The sequence below is a fragment of the Kribbella sp. CA-253562 genome (assembly GCF_050942265.1).
GTDB lineage: Bacteria > Actinomycetota > Actinomycetes > Propionibacteriales > Kribbellaceae > Kribbella.
In genome coordinates this window covers 6,970,003-6,984,252 of sequence record NZ_CP192049.1, presented here as the reverse complement: position 1 = coordinate 6,984,252, position 14,250 = coordinate 6,970,003, and the positions used below count along the sequence as shown (strand labels likewise).

At 69.3% G+C, this 14,250-nt stretch carries 15 protein-coding genes; 8 read left to right on the top strand and 7 right to left on the bottom strand.

Features of this window, described 5'->3' with window-relative positions:
* Positions 1-16: 16 nt before the first annotated feature.
* From ACQPXM_RS32900 to ACQPXM_RS32885, 4 genes are all read left to right on the top strand, one after another.
* Positions 17-802: an SDR family oxidoreductase gene (locus ACQPXM_RS32900; RefSeq protein ID WP_432941091.1), complete on the top strand. Its 786-nt coding sequence runs from the start codon at positions 17-19 to the stop codon at positions 800-802.
* Between the two features lie 43 nt (positions 803-845).
* Positions 846-1,202, top strand: a complete 357-nt coding sequence (locus ACQPXM_RS32895) for a cupin domain-containing protein (RefSeq protein WP_432941089.1) — start codon at positions 846-848, stop codon at positions 1,200-1,202.
* Between the two features lie 189 nt (positions 1,203-1,391).
* Positions 1,392-2,231, top strand: a complete 840-nt coding sequence (locus ACQPXM_RS32890; RefSeq protein WP_432941087.1) for a Bax inhibitor-1/YccA family protein — start codon at positions 1,392-1,394, stop codon at positions 2,229-2,231.
* Between the two features lie 146 nt (positions 2,232-2,377).
* Positions 2,378-2,782 carry an ester cyclase gene (locus tag ACQPXM_RS32885; protein WP_432941084.1) on the top strand — a complete coding sequence of 135 codons (405 nt, stop codon included), beginning with the start codon at positions 2,378-2,380 and terminating at the stop codon, positions 2,780-2,782.
* A 130-nt stretch (positions 2,783-2,912) separates the two neighbouring features.
* Here ACQPXM_RS32885 and ACQPXM_RS32880 read toward each other — a convergent pair whose 3' ends face one another.
* Together ACQPXM_RS32880 and ACQPXM_RS32875 are read right to left on the bottom strand one after the other, a co-directional pair.
* Entirely contained in the window at positions 2,913-3,143 is a 231-nt protein-coding gene (locus ACQPXM_RS32880) for a DUF4287 domain-containing protein (protein ID WP_432941081.1), read from the bottom strand.
* A gap of 167 nt (positions 3,144-3,310) precedes the next feature.
* Positions 3,311-4,381: an SGNH/GDSL hydrolase family protein gene (locus tag ACQPXM_RS32875; RefSeq protein ID WP_432941078.1), complete on the bottom strand. Its 1,071-nt coding sequence runs from the start codon at positions 4,379-4,381 to the stop codon at positions 3,311-3,313.
* Positions 4,382-4,458: 77 nt separating this feature from the next.
* Between ACQPXM_RS32875 and ACQPXM_RS32870 the strand changes: the two genes are divergently transcribed.
* Entirely contained in the window at positions 4,459-5,829 is a 1,371-nt protein-coding gene (locus ACQPXM_RS32870; RefSeq protein ID WP_432941075.1) for a cystathionine beta-synthase, read from the top strand.
* 315 nt (positions 5,830-6,144) lie between these two features.
* Here the strand turns inward: ACQPXM_RS32870 and ACQPXM_RS32865 are convergent, their stop codons facing one another.
* Complete coding sequence (locus ACQPXM_RS32865; RefSeq protein ID WP_432941073.1) at positions 6,145-6,276, bottom strand: hypothetical protein; 132 nt, start codon at positions 6,274-6,276, stop codon at positions 6,145-6,147.
* Between the two features lie 71 nt (positions 6,277-6,347).
* Complete coding sequence (locus tag ACQPXM_RS32860; RefSeq protein ID WP_432941071.1) at positions 6,348-7,799, bottom strand: flavin-containing monooxygenase; 1,452 nt, start codon at positions 7,797-7,799, stop codon at positions 6,348-6,350.
* 269 nt (positions 7,800-8,068) lie between these two features.
* Here ACQPXM_RS32860 and ACQPXM_RS32855 point away from each other — a divergent pair, with 269 nt between their 5' ends.
* Entirely contained in the window at positions 8,069-8,980 is a 912-nt protein-coding gene (locus ACQPXM_RS32855; RefSeq protein WP_432941069.1) for a GTP-binding protein LepA, read from the top strand.
* A gap of 2 nt (positions 8,981-8,982) precedes the next feature.
* Here ACQPXM_RS32855 and ACQPXM_RS32850 read toward each other — a convergent pair whose 3' ends face one another.
* Positions 8,983-10,215, bottom strand: a complete 1,233-nt coding sequence (locus ACQPXM_RS32850) for a lactate racemase domain-containing protein (protein ID WP_432941066.1) — start codon at positions 10,213-10,215, stop codon at positions 8,983-8,985.
* 73 nt (positions 10,216-10,288) lie between these two features.
* A complete protein-coding gene (locus ACQPXM_RS32845) occupies positions 10,289-10,894 on the bottom strand; it encodes a TetR/AcrR family transcriptional regulator (protein WP_432941064.1) in 606 nt (201 codons plus the stop codon).
* A 76-nt stretch (positions 10,895-10,970) separates the two neighbouring features.
* Between ACQPXM_RS32845 and ACQPXM_RS32840 the strand changes: the two genes are divergently transcribed.
* Together ACQPXM_RS32840 and ACQPXM_RS32835 are read left to right on the top strand one after the other, a co-directional pair.
* Complete coding sequence (locus tag ACQPXM_RS32840; RefSeq protein ID WP_432941062.1) at positions 10,971-11,702, top strand: SDR family oxidoreductase; 732 nt, start codon at positions 10,971-10,973, stop codon at positions 11,700-11,702.
* A gap of 110 nt (positions 11,703-11,812) precedes the next feature.
* A complete protein-coding gene (locus tag ACQPXM_RS32835; RefSeq protein WP_432941059.1) occupies positions 11,813-13,180 on the top strand; it encodes an FAD-binding oxidoreductase in 1,368 nt (455 codons plus the stop codon).
* Positions 13,181-13,197: 17 nt separating this feature from the next.
* Here the strand turns inward: ACQPXM_RS32835 and ACQPXM_RS32830 are convergent, their stop codons facing one another.
* Positions 13,198-14,196 (bottom strand): IS481 family transposase, encoded by a 999-nt coding sequence (locus ACQPXM_RS32830; protein ID WP_432941056.1) that lies wholly within the window; start codon positions 14,194-14,196, stop codon positions 13,198-13,200.
* Positions 14,197-14,250 lie beyond the last annotated feature (54 nt).

The window sequence follows — 14,250 nt, the reverse complement described above, 5'->3', positions numbered from 1 at the left end:
GCGATGAGGAGCCGAGATGACTGCGCCGATTCTGGTCACTGGTGGAACGGGAACGCTCGGGCGGAAGGTGGTCCGGGGCCTCCTGGACGCCGGCCGCGACGTACGGGTGCTCAGCCGCAGCGACAACGCGCCGTACGACGGTGTCGAGGTCGTGGTCGGGGACCTCACCACCGGTCAGGGGGTCGACAAGGCCGTGCACGGCGTCGAGACGGTGGTGCACTGCGCCGGATCCGCGACCGGTGACGACGAGAAGGCCCGCCACCTGATCGCGGCGGCGGTTCCGGCCGGCGTACGGCATGTCGTGAACATCTCCGTCGTCGGTGCGGACACGCTGCCCGTGGTGAGCGCGCTGGACCGCAAGATGTTCGGGTACTTCGCCGGCAAGCGCGGGGCCGAGCTGATCATCGAGCGGTCGGGCATCCCGTGGACCAATCTGCGGGCGACGCAGTTCCACGAGCTGACCTTCACGGTCGCCGAGCAGCTGGCCAAGCTGCCGGTGGTGCCCGCGCCGAGCGGGTTCCGGATCCAGCCGGTCGACGCGGCCGCGGTGGCCGAGCGGCTGGTCGAGCTCGCGCTGGCCGCGCCGCAGGGCCAGGTCGAGGACATCGCCGGACCGCGGACGTACACGTTCAAGGAGATGACGAAGGTCTACCTGCAGGCGATCGGCAAGCGCCGGCTGACGCTGCCGATGCGCATGCCGGGCAAGGCCGCCGCGGCGTACCGGGCCGGCGCCAACCTGTCGCCGGGGCGCGGAACCGGCCGCACCTGGGAGGACTTCGTCGCCGCGCAGGTGGCCCGCTGACGACGTAGCCTCGACCGATCTACCGATCGGGAGGGACAGGCCGATGACCGAAGCAGTGAACGACCTCGTGGTGAACCGGACGGACGGTCGCGAGGACGGCGAGGACTGGGCCGAGAACTACGAGGAGCTGCCCGGCGGCGCGGGCATCTCGCTGATCTTCGAGTCGACCAGCAAGGAAGGCGTCGGGCCGCGGCTGCACAAGCACCCGTACGCCGAGACGTTCGTCATCCGGCGCGGGTCGGCCACGTTCACCATCGACACCACGGTGGTCGTCGGCCGGGCCGGTCAGATCCTGGTGGTCCCGGCCGGCACCCCGCACAAGTTCAAGACCAACCCGGGCGGCTACGAGGCCGTCCACATCCACGAGAACTCGACGTTCGAGACCGAGTGGCTGGAGTAGGTCTCTCCGCCTGCCGACGCCAGGCGAATGACTCCTGGAAATGCATTGGCGACCGATGTGTTGTGTTCTGCAACCTGTTTGAACACCGCGATTTCGGTTGGGGAACAGTAGGTTCTTCCTCAGCAGTTGTTAAGGGTGGGACCGTACTATTTCGGTACGACCCACAGTGGGTCCCATCAGGAGGATGACATGCAGAGCAGTAACCCGGTTCTGAACCGGTCGAGTGCGTTCGCGCCTGGCCAGGGCCAGGCCTACCCCGGGGCCGCTCCGTACGGTCAGCCGGGTCCCTACGGCCAGCCGGGCCAGGGCTACGGCGGGCCGGGTATGCCGCCGCAGCAGCAGTACCAGAGTGCCGACAGCCGGCCGATGACGCTGGACGACGTGATCGTCAAGACGTCCATCACGCTCGGTGTGGTGGTTCTCGCCGCCGCGATCGCGTGGTGGCAGATCCCGACCAGCCTGGTCACGCCGGCCTTCCTGGGTGGCGCGCTGGTCGCGTTCGCCCTGGCGATGGTGCTGTCGTTCTCGCGCAAGATCAACCCGGCGCTGGTGATGCTGTACGCCGCGGCCGAGGGCGTGTTCCTCGGGATCGGCAGCAAGTTCATCGCCAACTGGGTCGGCGACTCGGGCATCGTCGTGCAGGCGGTGCTGGCCACGATGGTCACGGCCGGTATGACGCTGGCGACCTACAAGTACTTCGCGATCAAGGTCACGCCGCGGTTCACCAAGATGGTGATCATCGCGACGATGGGCTTCGCGGGCGTGATCCTGATCAACTTCATCGCCAGCCTGTTCGGCTTCAACTCCGGCATCGGCGGCTTCGGCCCGATGGGCCTGCTGTTCGCCGCGCTCGGCGCCGGCCTGGCGGTGTTCAATTTGATCCTCGACTTCGACATGATCGAGCAGGGCGTGAAGCACGGCGCCCCGCAGAACGAGGCCTGGCGGGCCGCGTTCGGCCTGACCGTCACCCTGGTCTGGCTGTACTGGAACCTGCTGCGCATCCTGGCGATCCTGCGCGGAGACAACTGATCGCAGCGGCGCGGCCGTGAGGCCGTGCGGCAACCGACACGCGGGCCGACCCTCAGGTGGGGGTCGGCCCGTTCGTTGTCGGGCGGAGGCGAGGTTGAGGAGCAAAGGCAACGACCTCAGCGGGGTACAGGCCGCACAATGGTGAGATGGCGAGCCGCGAAGAGATCCTGCTCCGATACCGCGCCTACCTCGACGCCTGCAACCGGCGGGACTGGGACGACATCGGCTCGTTCGTCGCCGACGAGGTGCTGGTCAACGGGGTGAAACGGACCCGCGCCGAGTACGTCGCCGATGTGCGGCGGACGACCCGGATCTTCCCGGACTACCAGTGGGAGCTACGCCGGGCCGTGCACGAAGGCGAGTGGCTGGCCGTGCACCTGTACGACACCGGGACCCGGTACTGGGAGTTCCTCGGCGCGGACGGGGACGGCTCGTCGGTGGCGACCGACGAGTTCGACATGTACCGCATCGTCGACGGGCTGATCGTCGAGGTCGAGGGCACGGCCGACAACGCCCGCCTGCGGGAGAGTGACCACCGCCTGAGCGACTGACCAACCACCGGCGCGGCGACGGTCGAGCGGCTCACCGCGCCGATCGGGTCACCGCGCCGAACACACAGCGAGCCCGCCCCTCCACCTGAAAGGGCAGGCTCGTCGCGAATGTCGGCTCCTGTTCGGCTCGTCAGCCCATTCGCCGGTGTGCTTTGACCAGGTCGTATTCGTGCACGATGGCTGTGGCGTGCCCGTGAGCGAGGGCGTACTCGCTGGAAAGCCATCGCACCCTGTCGTCGAAGCGTGAGAACGACGGTCCGTCGTTCATCAGGCCGAACCACTCGGTCATCTCGCGTCCGGTGCACTCGGGCACCTTCTCCACCAGACGTTTGTGGGTTTCCTCGGAGTGGTTCAGGCCCATCGTCGCCTCCCGTCGTCGGGGTCGTGCGGTTGCTATCGACTGTGCATCAACGAACCCGTACAGGCAAGGGCTACTTGATGAAAGTCGCCGCTCAGCGGACGCGCGATTGTGCGACAGCCCTTTGTCCACAGGGATTCGGGGCCGGCCGCACGATCGAGAAAATCCGGTCAGGACGGGCTGCCGGCCATCGACTTGCCGGCCTCGGGACCACGGTCGCCGGTGCGGTCAGCGCCGGCTGCAACCGAGACACCTTCGTCGACGCGCTCGACCTCAGGCTTGGGATGGCGGCGGCGATGCCGCAGCTGGGCCCAGCGGCCGCGGGGACCGCGCTCACGCCCGGCGACCTCGGTCGCGGCCACCTCCGTACCGGCGGTGCGCACGGCCTGGACCGCCGCCTCGGCGATCGGCAGCACGGCCTCGCCGCGGAACGGCTCGGGATGCACGAACGACTCCGGCCCGACGCCCACCGCGGCGGCCACGGACGGGAGCAGTGCGGCGGCGGCCGCGGCGTACCCGGTCACCGAGGGGTGGAAGCGGTCGGGGCCGAACATCCGGGGGTCGGTGCGGAACGCCTCGTTGAGCAGCGAGCCCATCGAGACCGACCGGCCGCCGGCCTCGACCACGGCGATCGTCTGCGCGGCCGCGAGCCGCCGGCTCCAGGACCGGGCGACCTGCCGCAGCGGCGGCATGATCGGCCGGACCACGCCGAGATCCGGGCAGGTGCCGACGACCACCTCGCAGTTGGCCGCGCGCAACCGCCGGACGGCGGCCTCCAGCAGCCGGACCGAGGTCGACGGCGGCATCTGCGACTTCACGTCGTTGACGCCGATCAGGATCGCGGCGACGTGCGGCCCGGACAGCAGCGCGGTGTCGATCTGCGGCGCGAGATCGGTGGACTTCGCCCCGACCTTCGACACGTCGACGAGCCGGACCGGCCGCTTGGCCAGCTCGGCCAGACCGCAGGCCAGCAGGACGCCGGGGGTCTCGTCGGGCGACGCCGTGCCGTATCCGGCCGCGCTGGAGTCACCGATCATCGCGAGCGTGATCGGATGACCTGGATACCGGCCGTACAGGCCGTCGCCCTTGGCCGGGTGCGCCTTCATCGGGCCGATCACGCGCTTGGCGTACCGCGCTTCCGCGGTCAGGACGCCGTACAGCGTCGCGCCGATCAGTCCGAGTCCCCCGCCACCGAAGGCTGCGGCCTGGGCCAGTCGCTTCGCGGCCCGGGCTGTGCTCATACCCCAAGGATTACACGCAGTAGCGGTGAAGCAAGTGAAATAGGGACAAACACGCCCTGTCCCATACAGTGAGATCTGTGCGCTACGCGAACTCACTCCTGGACCTGGTCGGCAACACCCCGCTGGTACGCCTGACGAAGACGACCGACGGCGCCAAGCCGCTCGTCCTCGCCAAGGTCGAGTACTTCAACCCCGGCGGCTCCGTGAAGGACCGGATCGCGGTCCGGATGGTCGAGGCCGCCGAGGCCTCCGGCGAACTCAAGCCCGGCGGCACGATCGTCGAGCCCACCTCCGGCAACACCGGGGTCGGGCTGGCGATGGTCGCGCAGCAGAAGGGCTACAAGTGCGTTTTCGTTTGCCCGGACAAGGTCAGCGAGGACAAGCGCAACGTGCTCAAGGCGTACGGCGCCGAAGTGGTCGTCTGCCCGACCGCGGTCGCGCCGGAGCACCCGGACTCCTACTACAACGTCTCCGACCGGCTGGTCCGCGAGATCGAGGGCGCCTGGAAGCCGAACCAGTACGCCAACGTGAACAACCCGATCTCGCACTACGAGTCCACCGGCCCGGAGATCTGGGAGCAGACCGAGGGCAAGATCACCCACTTCGTCGCGGGCGTCGGCACCGGCGGCACGATCAGCGGCACCGGCAAGTACCTCAAGGAGGTCTCCGGCGGCAAGGTGCAGATCATCGGCGCGGACCCCGAGGGTTCGGTCTACTCCGGCGGCACCGGCCGGCCGTACCTGGTCGAGGGCGTCGGTGAGGACTTCTGGCCGGAGACCTACGACAAGACGATCGCCGACCGGATCATCGAGATCTCGGACGCGGACTCGTTCGCGGTGACGCGGCGGCTGGCCCGCGAGGAGGCGATGCTGGTCGGCGGCTCGGCCGGGATGGCGGCGGCCGCGGCGATCCGGCTGGCCCAGGAGATCGACGACCCCGACGCGGTGATCGTCGTGCTGCTGCCCGACGGTGGCCGGGGTTACCTGACCAAGGTCTTCAACGACGACTGGCTGGCGCAGTACGGCTTCCTCGGGCACGCACGGCAGGGCACCACGCTCGGTGAGGTGCTGGCCGGCAAGGACGGCAGCATGCCGCCGCTGGTGCACACCCACCCGCACGAGACGATCGCCGAGGCGATCGAGATCCTGCGCGAGTACAGCGTCTCGCAGATGCCGGTCGTGCGGGCCGAGCCGCCGGTGATGGCGGCCGAGGTCGCCGGGTCGGTGTCGGCCAAGACGCTGATGGACGCGCTGTACACCGGCAAGGCCCGGCTGGCCGACATCGTCGAGCTGCACATGGACCCGGCGCTGCCGTCGCTGGGCGCCGGCGAGGAGGTCGCGAAGGCGGTCGCCCTGCTGGAGGACCGGGACGCGCTGATGGTGCTGGACGACGGCAAGCCGGTCGGCGTGCTGACCCGGCAGGACCTGCTCGCGCACCTGACCGTCTGAGCCGACCGCCGACCGCCGACCGCCGACCGCTGGGCCCGGTGACGGTCCTAGCGGTCGACGACGGTGGGAACGATGGCGATCAGGACCGTGACCAGGATGCCGAGCACGATCGCTGCTGTACCGAGGATCTGAAGGATTTCCATACCTTCAGCGTGCGCGCGCGGGCGGCGGTTTCCATCGGTCCCGGGTGTGGTCCCGCGGTCCTCCCGAGGTCGCAGTTGGTTGCCCGCGGCTACACCTTTTGTTGCCCGCGGCAACACGCAGGACGACGCCCGGTGAGCCCCGAAGGCTCTCCGGACGTCGTGGGGCCGGGGTTCAGCGGTCGACGACCGACGGAACGATGGCGATCAGGGCGGTGATCACGACACCGCCGACGATGACGACTGCGCTCACGATCTGGAAGAGGTCCATGCCATCCATGGTGCTCCGCGCGAGCGCCTGGGACATCGGTCCAAGGTCTCCTCTTCGGCTCATCCCTTGGTCGTACGCCGGTCCCCGACCACTACGACCTACGGACGCTAGTGGACCAGCACGAAGTCGGCCGGATCCAGCCGGCGGGTCCGGCGCCAGTAGCCGACCGTGAACTCCGGCCAGATCGTCGAGTTGCGGCCCTGGTCGTCCAGGTACCAGCTGTTGCAGCCCGCCTCCCAGACCGTGTCGTCCAGCTGCTGCTGGACCTCGTCGACGAACCGCTCCTGGACCTCCTCGCGGACCTCGATCGACGCGGCCCGGCCGAGCAGGCGCAGCGCCTGGACGACGTACCGGACCTGGGCCTCGATCATGAAGACCATCGAGGAGTGGCCGAGGGCGGTGTTCGGGCCGACCAGGAGGAACAGGTTCGGGTAGCCGGCCACGGTGATGCCGAGGTGCGCGCCGATGCCGTGCTGCTTCCAGTGGTCGGCCAGGTCGATCCCGTCCCGGCCGAGGATCCGCATCCGGGTCAGGTTGCCGGAGACCTCGAAGCCGGTGCCGAGCACCAGGACGTCGGCCGGGCGCTCGGCGCCGTCGGCGGTGACGACGCCGGCCGGGGTGATCCGGCTGATCGGGGTGGTGACGAGGTCGACGGTGTCGCGGGTGAGCGCCGGGTAGTAGTCGTTGGACAGCAGGATCCGCTTGCAGCCGATCTGGTAGTCCGGCGTCAGCTTGGCGCGCAGGACCGGATCCTTCACCTGCTTGCGGAGATGGCGACGAGCCTGCAGTTCCAGGCCTTTCATCAGCTTGGGGTTGCCCGCGAAGCCGAGACCGCGAGCTTCCAGACCCCAGAAGACGACGTCGCGGATCGCGCGCTGCGCGACCGGAAAACGCTCGTGCAGGGCCCGTTCCCGCGGCCCGATGACGCGATCGGGCTTCGGGGTGATCCAGGGGGCGGTGCGCTGGTAGACGTCCAGGTGCGCCGCCTGCTCGGCGATCCGGGGGACGAACTGAATCGCGCTGGCGCCGGTCCCCACGACCGCGACCCGGCGGCCGGTCAGGTCCTGGTCGTGGTCCCAGCGGGCCGAGTGGAAGGCCGGTCCGGCGAAGCTGTCGAGGCCGGGCAGGTCGGGGAGCTTCGGCTGGTGCAGATTGCCGACGCCCGAGACCAGTACGCGGGCCTGCAGGATCTCGTCGTCGTTGATCGTCACGGCCCAGCGGCCGCTCGCCTCGTCGAAGACGGCCTCGGTCACCTCCGCGCCGTACCGGATCCGGTCGGCGACGCCGTACTTGGTCGCGCAGTGCTCCAGGTAGGCGAGGATCTCGTCCCAGGGCGCGAACATCCGCCGCCAGTGCGGATTCTGCTCGAACGAGAACGAGTACAGGTACGACGGGACGTCGCAGGCGCAGCCGGGATAGGTGTTGTCCCGCCAGGTGCCGCCGAGCCGGTCGGCCTGCTCGAGCACGACGAAGTCCTCGATCCCGGCCGCGCGCAGCTTGATCGCCATGCACAAGCCGGCGAACCCGGACCCGATGATCGCCACCTCGGTCTGCCCCATGACCCGAACGTTACCGGCGGGTTAGGCTGGGTGACAGGGGCGCGGTGGGTTGTCTTCGGGGATGTGCCCTATCCGGTGCCTGATCGGCTCCGAACCTCCCCTGGTTCCCAGGGTGACGGCTTCCATGCGTCGGTGTGAACGGTTTCACTTCTGGTGCACCCTGAAATCGTTAGAATAAAGAACAGCCGTTCTTTATTCTGATGACCCTGCCCACTGTCTCGTGAGGAGGCGGACGTGAACGGTGCGACGACCCACGACGGGACGGTCCGATGAGCAAGGCCGGCGACCTGGACGACCGGCTGACCGAGCACGTCGAACGACTGGCCGACGAGCATCCGCCGATCGACCTGGACAGCGTGGACTACTCGATGAACCGGCCGGGCCTGATCGCGCGCCGGTTCGGGCCGGTGCTCAGCTACATGGCCCGGGTCGAGCTCGAGGTCGAGCGCAACGTGCTGGAGCTGGCCACCCTGCTGCCGGACCCGCCCGAGGTCGACCGGCACTTCTACGCCGACGTCTGGATGCCCCAGGAGACCCGGCACGGCGAGATCCTCGACCGGCTGCAGGCGATGCTCGGCATCGATCCCCTGAAGGCCGACCTGACGTCGGTGTCGATCCGCCTGCGGCTGCTCGGGGCGCTCGGCCGGTTCGGGCCGGTCCAGGACGTCAGCCGGATGCTCTACTACCTGACCGGGATGGCCACCGAGCGGTCCGCGGTGATCGCCTACAGCCAGCTGCACAACGGCTTGCTGAAACTCGACGAACGGGCCATCGCGGAGACCGTGGTGGCGCCGATCCGGCGGCAGGAGCCAGGGCACTTCGCGTTCTACCAGCTGTCGTCGCGTGGGCTCTGGGGTCAGCTGGGCGGCTGGCAGAAGTGGCTGATACGGACGTTGCGGCGGCTGACCTTCACGCCGGTCGGTGTCGAGCACAAGCGGCAGCGGGCCGACTTCGGGCGCGTGATGGACGCGCTGGGGATCTCCACGAAGGACTCCGACGTCGTACGCCACGCGGAGCAGATCGCCCGGGTCGAGCACGAGCTGCTCTGGGCGCGCCGCAAGGGGCTGCGCGTGCCGACGTACGTCGTGGACGCGCTGCGGCAGGCCGTCGAGGCGGCGAAGGCCGAGGCGGACATCGTCGCGATCGGCCTGCCGGGACGGCGGCTCAGCCCGGAAGCCTAGCGTCAGCGCAGGCGGTGCAGGATCTCGCCGGCGTTCGGGATGACCAGGGTCTCCGGATCGTTCTCGTACTCGGCCAGGTCGAACGCGGCCGGGTCGAGGTGGTTCAGGTTGGCACCGCGTACGACGTCCTCGGGGATGCCGGTGCACAGCGTGACCTCGACGCGCAGGTGCTCGCCGGTCGCCGGGTCCCAGGTGCCCGCTCCGCGCAAGTGAGTCGAGTGCGCGAGCACACCCCAGTGCAGGTCGCGGAACTTCTCCCACTGGCCGACGAAGTAGTCGCGGCAGTGGTAGCCGATCTGCTCGATCTCCGGGTGCATGGCGGCCAGCTGGGTGACGTGCGGCGCGTACAGGATCACCTCGCCGCCGTCGGCGACGACCGGCTCGACCTTGTAGAAGCCCTTCGCGGCGGTCCAGATGTCCTGGTAGCGCGAGGGCATCAGCGAAACGATCCGGCGGACCGGGTGGTCGAGGTAGCGGACGTGCGTCTGGGCGGAGATCTCGGCCGCGGCGCGCCAGGACGACACCGTGTCGCCGAACGCGACGGCGTGCAGGTTGTTCGTGCCCGACTCGACGACCAGTGACAGGGCGAGCTTCTCGGCCGGGATCAGCGCTGCCGCCTCGTCGATCAGCGCACGGACCGGCGTGGTGCCCGTCGTACCGATGATGCTCGCGCTGGTGATCAGGGCGCCCAGCCAGTGCGAGAGGTCGATCACTTCCTGGCCCGCAACGCCGGGAAAGAAGTACTTGTTGCCGCCGGAGAAGCCGACCACCTCGTGCGGGAAGACCGGGCCGACGACCAGCGCGACGTCGTGCTCGACGACGGCCCGGTTGAGCTTGACGTCGACGTCCTGGTGCAACCGGCCGGCGGAGATCTCGTTGATCCGATCCGCGCTGATCCGGCCGAGGTCGACGAAGGTTTCGGGCCTCCACCACTCGTGGTTCAGTACGTCGTACTCGCCGCCGAGGTGGACGCGCAACGCGTCCGGCGGCATCGCCGCATGGGTGCCCAAAGCAACGAGCACGGTGAGCTTGCCGACCCGGCCGGAGAGCGCCTGGTGAACGGCCTTCAGCAGCAGCGGAAGGGGACAGCTGCGGGTGGCGTCGGGGACGATCACGCAGACGCTGCGCCCGTCCAGTCCGGCCGAGGCGAGCGAGTCCTGGACGAAGGTGGTGACCTCGTCCTCGCTGAGCGTCCGGGTGGCGTCGCCGAGCACGGCGGCTGGGAGTGCGACCATGCCCTCACCCTAGTCGGCAAGCGATTGCCGCGAGAACGACCGGCGGGTGTTCGCAATCGGTCTACGGCGAGGGTCAGGCCGGCCAGGCGGCGAGGGTGAGCTCGGCGACGGCTTCGAGGTCGGCGCGGGTGGCGCCGTCGCGGGCCTGCTGGGACATGCCTTGGATCGTTGCTCCGACGAAAACCGCCAGCGCCCGCGCGTCGGTGGTGCTCGGCAGGACTCCGGCATCGACGTCTGCCTGGATCCGCTCCTGCAGCGCGCTGACGTTGCCGGCCCGGATCGCCCGCAGTTGTTCGTGCACGTCCGCGGACGCCGGGATCGTGTTCTGTGCCGCGCTGATGATCAGGCACCCGCGCGGATGGCCGGGCTCGGTGTAGGCGACCGCCGCCTCCCGCAGGATCCGCGCGATCGCCGCCCGGGCCGTCGGTTCCTCGTCGAGTGCGCGCTTCGTGAACTCGCCGTACTTCGCCTGGTACGCGGTCACCGCCTCGTCGAACAGTGTGCGCTTGTCGCCGAACGCGGCGTACAAGCTCGGTGCGCCGATGCCGAGCGCGGCGGTGAGGTCGGCGACCGACGTCGAGTCGTAGCCCTGCTCCCAAAACGTCAGCAGCGCCTGCTCCAGCGCCGCCTCGCGGTCGAACGACCGGGGACGCCCGCGCCGGCTGCTGGTGGTGGTCATGCCAATCATTCTATAGCGCTCACTAAAGAATGTGTTACGGTCATTCTGTAGCGATCACTAGAGAAAAGAGTGGCGGATGAGCACGACGGCGTTGGTGACCGGAGGCAGCCGGGGAATCGGGCGGGCGATCGCGCTCCGCCTGGCGCGTGACGGCGTCCGGGTGGCGGTGCACTACGGCAGCAACGAGACAGCGGCGAAGCAGACCGTCGACGACATCCAGGCCGCCGGCGGCGAGGCCTTCGCGGTGCGGGCCGACCTGAGTGAGCCGGACGCGGCCGAGCAGGTCTGGCGGCAGTTCGACGCGGTCGCGGACGGGCTCGACGTCCTGGTCAACAACGCGGCGATCGGCAAGCACCAGCCGCTGGCCGACGTCACGCCCGACTGGTTCGACCGGCTGGTCACGGTGAACGTGAAGGCGCCGTTCTTCCTGGTCCAGCAGGGCCTGGCCCGGCTGCGGGACGGCGGCCGGATCATCAACATCGGTTCCGGGGTGACCCGGATCGCGTTCCCGCGCGACACCGCGTACGCGATGACCAAGGGTGCGCTGAACACCTTCACGCTGACTCTGGCCAAGGAGCTCGGGCCGCGCGGGATCACCGTGAACACGGTCGCGCCCGGCATCGTCGAGACCGAGATGAACGACTGGCTGGCCGATCCGGAGGCGGCCCGCGCGGCCGCGGCGTACTCGGTGTTCGACCGGATCGGGCAGCCGGAGGACGTGGCGGACGTGGTGGCATTCGTCGCCTCCGAGCAGGCGCGCTGGATCACCGGGCAATGGATCGACGCGACTGGCGGCTCCCAGCTGTGACGGGCTGATGCCCCTCGGTACACGAGGGTTTCGAGCCGTTGACCCCAGGTGACGACGGGAGCAGCATCGGCCGTGTCAGCTGGGGACCAAGGTGCGAGGGGGGAGTTCCCATGTCCGACACGATGATCACGCGTCCGGTGGGGTTCGGGGGGCGGCTGTTGCGGGCGGGGGACCCGGACTACGAGCAGGCGCGCACGGTGTTCAACGCGATGGTCGACAAGCGGCCCGCGTTGATCGCCCAGTGCGAGTCGGCGGCCGACGTCTCGGCGGCGGTCCGGTACGGCGTCGAGCAGGGGCTCGAGATCGCGGTTCGTGGTGGCGGGCACGGCGTGGCGGGAACGGGGGTCAGCGACGGAGGGCTCGTCGTCGACCTGCGCCGGCTGAACACGGTCCAGGTCGACGCCGACGCGCGGATCGCGCGCGTCGGCGGCGGGGCGACCTGGGGCGACTTCGACCGGATGTGCCAGCCGTACTCGCTCGGTACGACGGGCGGCCGGGTGTCGACCACGGGCGTGGCCGGGCTGACGCTCGGGGGCGGATCGGGCTGGCTGGAGCGCAAGTGGGGTCTGGCCTGCGACAACCTGGTCTCGGTCGAGCTGATCACCGCCGACGGGGAGTTGGTGATCGCCGACGAGACACGCAACACCGAGCTGTTCTGGGCTCTCCACGGCGGTGGCGGCAACTTCGGCGCGGCGACCGCGCTGACCTTCCGGTTGGAGGTTTTGCCGGTCGTAACGCTGGCGATGCTGATGTGGCCGGCCGACGCGGGGCCGGACGTCATCCAGGCGTGGCGAAACCTGTACGAGGGTGGTGCGCCGGACGAGCTCGGGGGAGGAGCGCTGTTCCTCACCGGACCGCCGGAGGACTTCGTGCCGCTGCACCTGCAGGGCGAGCCGCTGGTCGCCACCGTGGCCGTCTTCATGGGCGACGAGGCACAGACCCGCGAGGTCTTCGGGCCGATGTTCGAGCTGGCGCCGGAGGGCGTGATGGTGGCCGAGCTGCCGTACGCCGCGCTGCAGTCGGCGATGGACGACCCGCCCGGCTTCCGCAACTACTGGTCGGGCGAACACCTGACCGAGCTGCCCGACGCGGCGATCGCGGCGTTCTGCGCTCGGGCGGCGGACATGGTGCATCCGTCGGGGTCGCAGCAGCTGATCGCGCCCTGGGGTGGCGCTGTCGCGCGCGACGCGGACAAGTGGCCGTTGCCGCACCGGTCGGCGGACTGGGTGGTGCATCCGTTCGGGGTGTGGGCCGATCCGGCGGACGACGCACGCGGGATCGCCTGGGCCCGGAACGTGTGTGCCGACGTCCGGGAGTGGTCGACCGGAGCGGTGTACCTGAACTTCATCGGCGACGAGGGGCACGACCGGGTTGTCGCCGGGTACGGCGCCGAGAACTACCGCCGGCTGGCCCAGGTGAAGGCGCAGTACGACCCGGACAACGTCTTCCATCTGAACCAGAACATCCGGCCGGCTTAGGGCATGTCTGGCATGCCCTAGGTGTGGTGTCCAGGGAGGTTGGTCAGTCGGGTGATGGGTGGTTGGCCTCCGATGGCGCTGTGGGGTCGGTGGTGATTGTAGAAGTGCAACCAGCCGGGTAGTGCCGCTCGGCGTTGGGTTTCGGAGGTGTAGAAGCGGGCGTAGGCCCAGCCGTCGGCGAGGGTGCGGTGGAAGCGTTCGATCTTGCCGTTGGTTTGGGGCCGATAGGGCCGGGTTCGTTTCGGGGTGATGCCGAGTTCGGTGCAGGCGTCGTTCCAGGCGTGGGACTTGTAGGCCGAGCCGTTGTCGGACAAGACGCGTTGGATGGTGACGCCGTGGTCGGCGTACCAGGCCACGGCCCGGCGGAGGACGCCGATTGCGGTGGCTGCGTTCTCGTCGGCGTGGATCTCGAGGTAGGCCAGGCGGGAGTAGTCGTCGATCACGGTATGCACGAAGCTGGTGCCCGGGCGCGGTTCGTAGCGGTGATTGCGTTGGCCGGTGCGTTTAGCGGTGGCTTCGCGGTTGCGTTTGCCTTGCTGACGGCCGACGAACCGGTGACCGCCGCCGTCGGGGATGTTGCCGAACTTGGTGACATCGACGTGCAGCAGGGATCCCGGATGGTCGTGCTCGTAGCGGCGTAGCGGTTCACCGGTGACCCGGTCGATGGCCGACAGTCGGTTCAGCCGGCACCGGACCAAAACGGCGTGCACGGTCGAGACCGGCATCCCGAGCCGGCCGGCGATCTGCACCGGCCCGAACCGTCGGCGCCACCGCAGTCTGACGATCCGGCGCACCACCCGCGGTGGTGTCTTGGCGGGACTACGACGTGGTCTGGAGCTGCGATCGGCCATCCCGGCCGCGCCTTCAGCGCGGTACCGCTCAGCCCATTTGCGCGCTGTTCTCGGAGCGACCATGAACATCGTGGCCGCTGCGGAGTACGTCCAGCCCTGCTCGACGATCAGACGCGCCAGCCGCAACCGGGCACGCGGGGTCAAAGCAGCGTTAACGTGGGACACGAAGGCCTCCTGGATTGTGAAGCGGTTCCTCGACAGCTCCACTTCACAACCGGA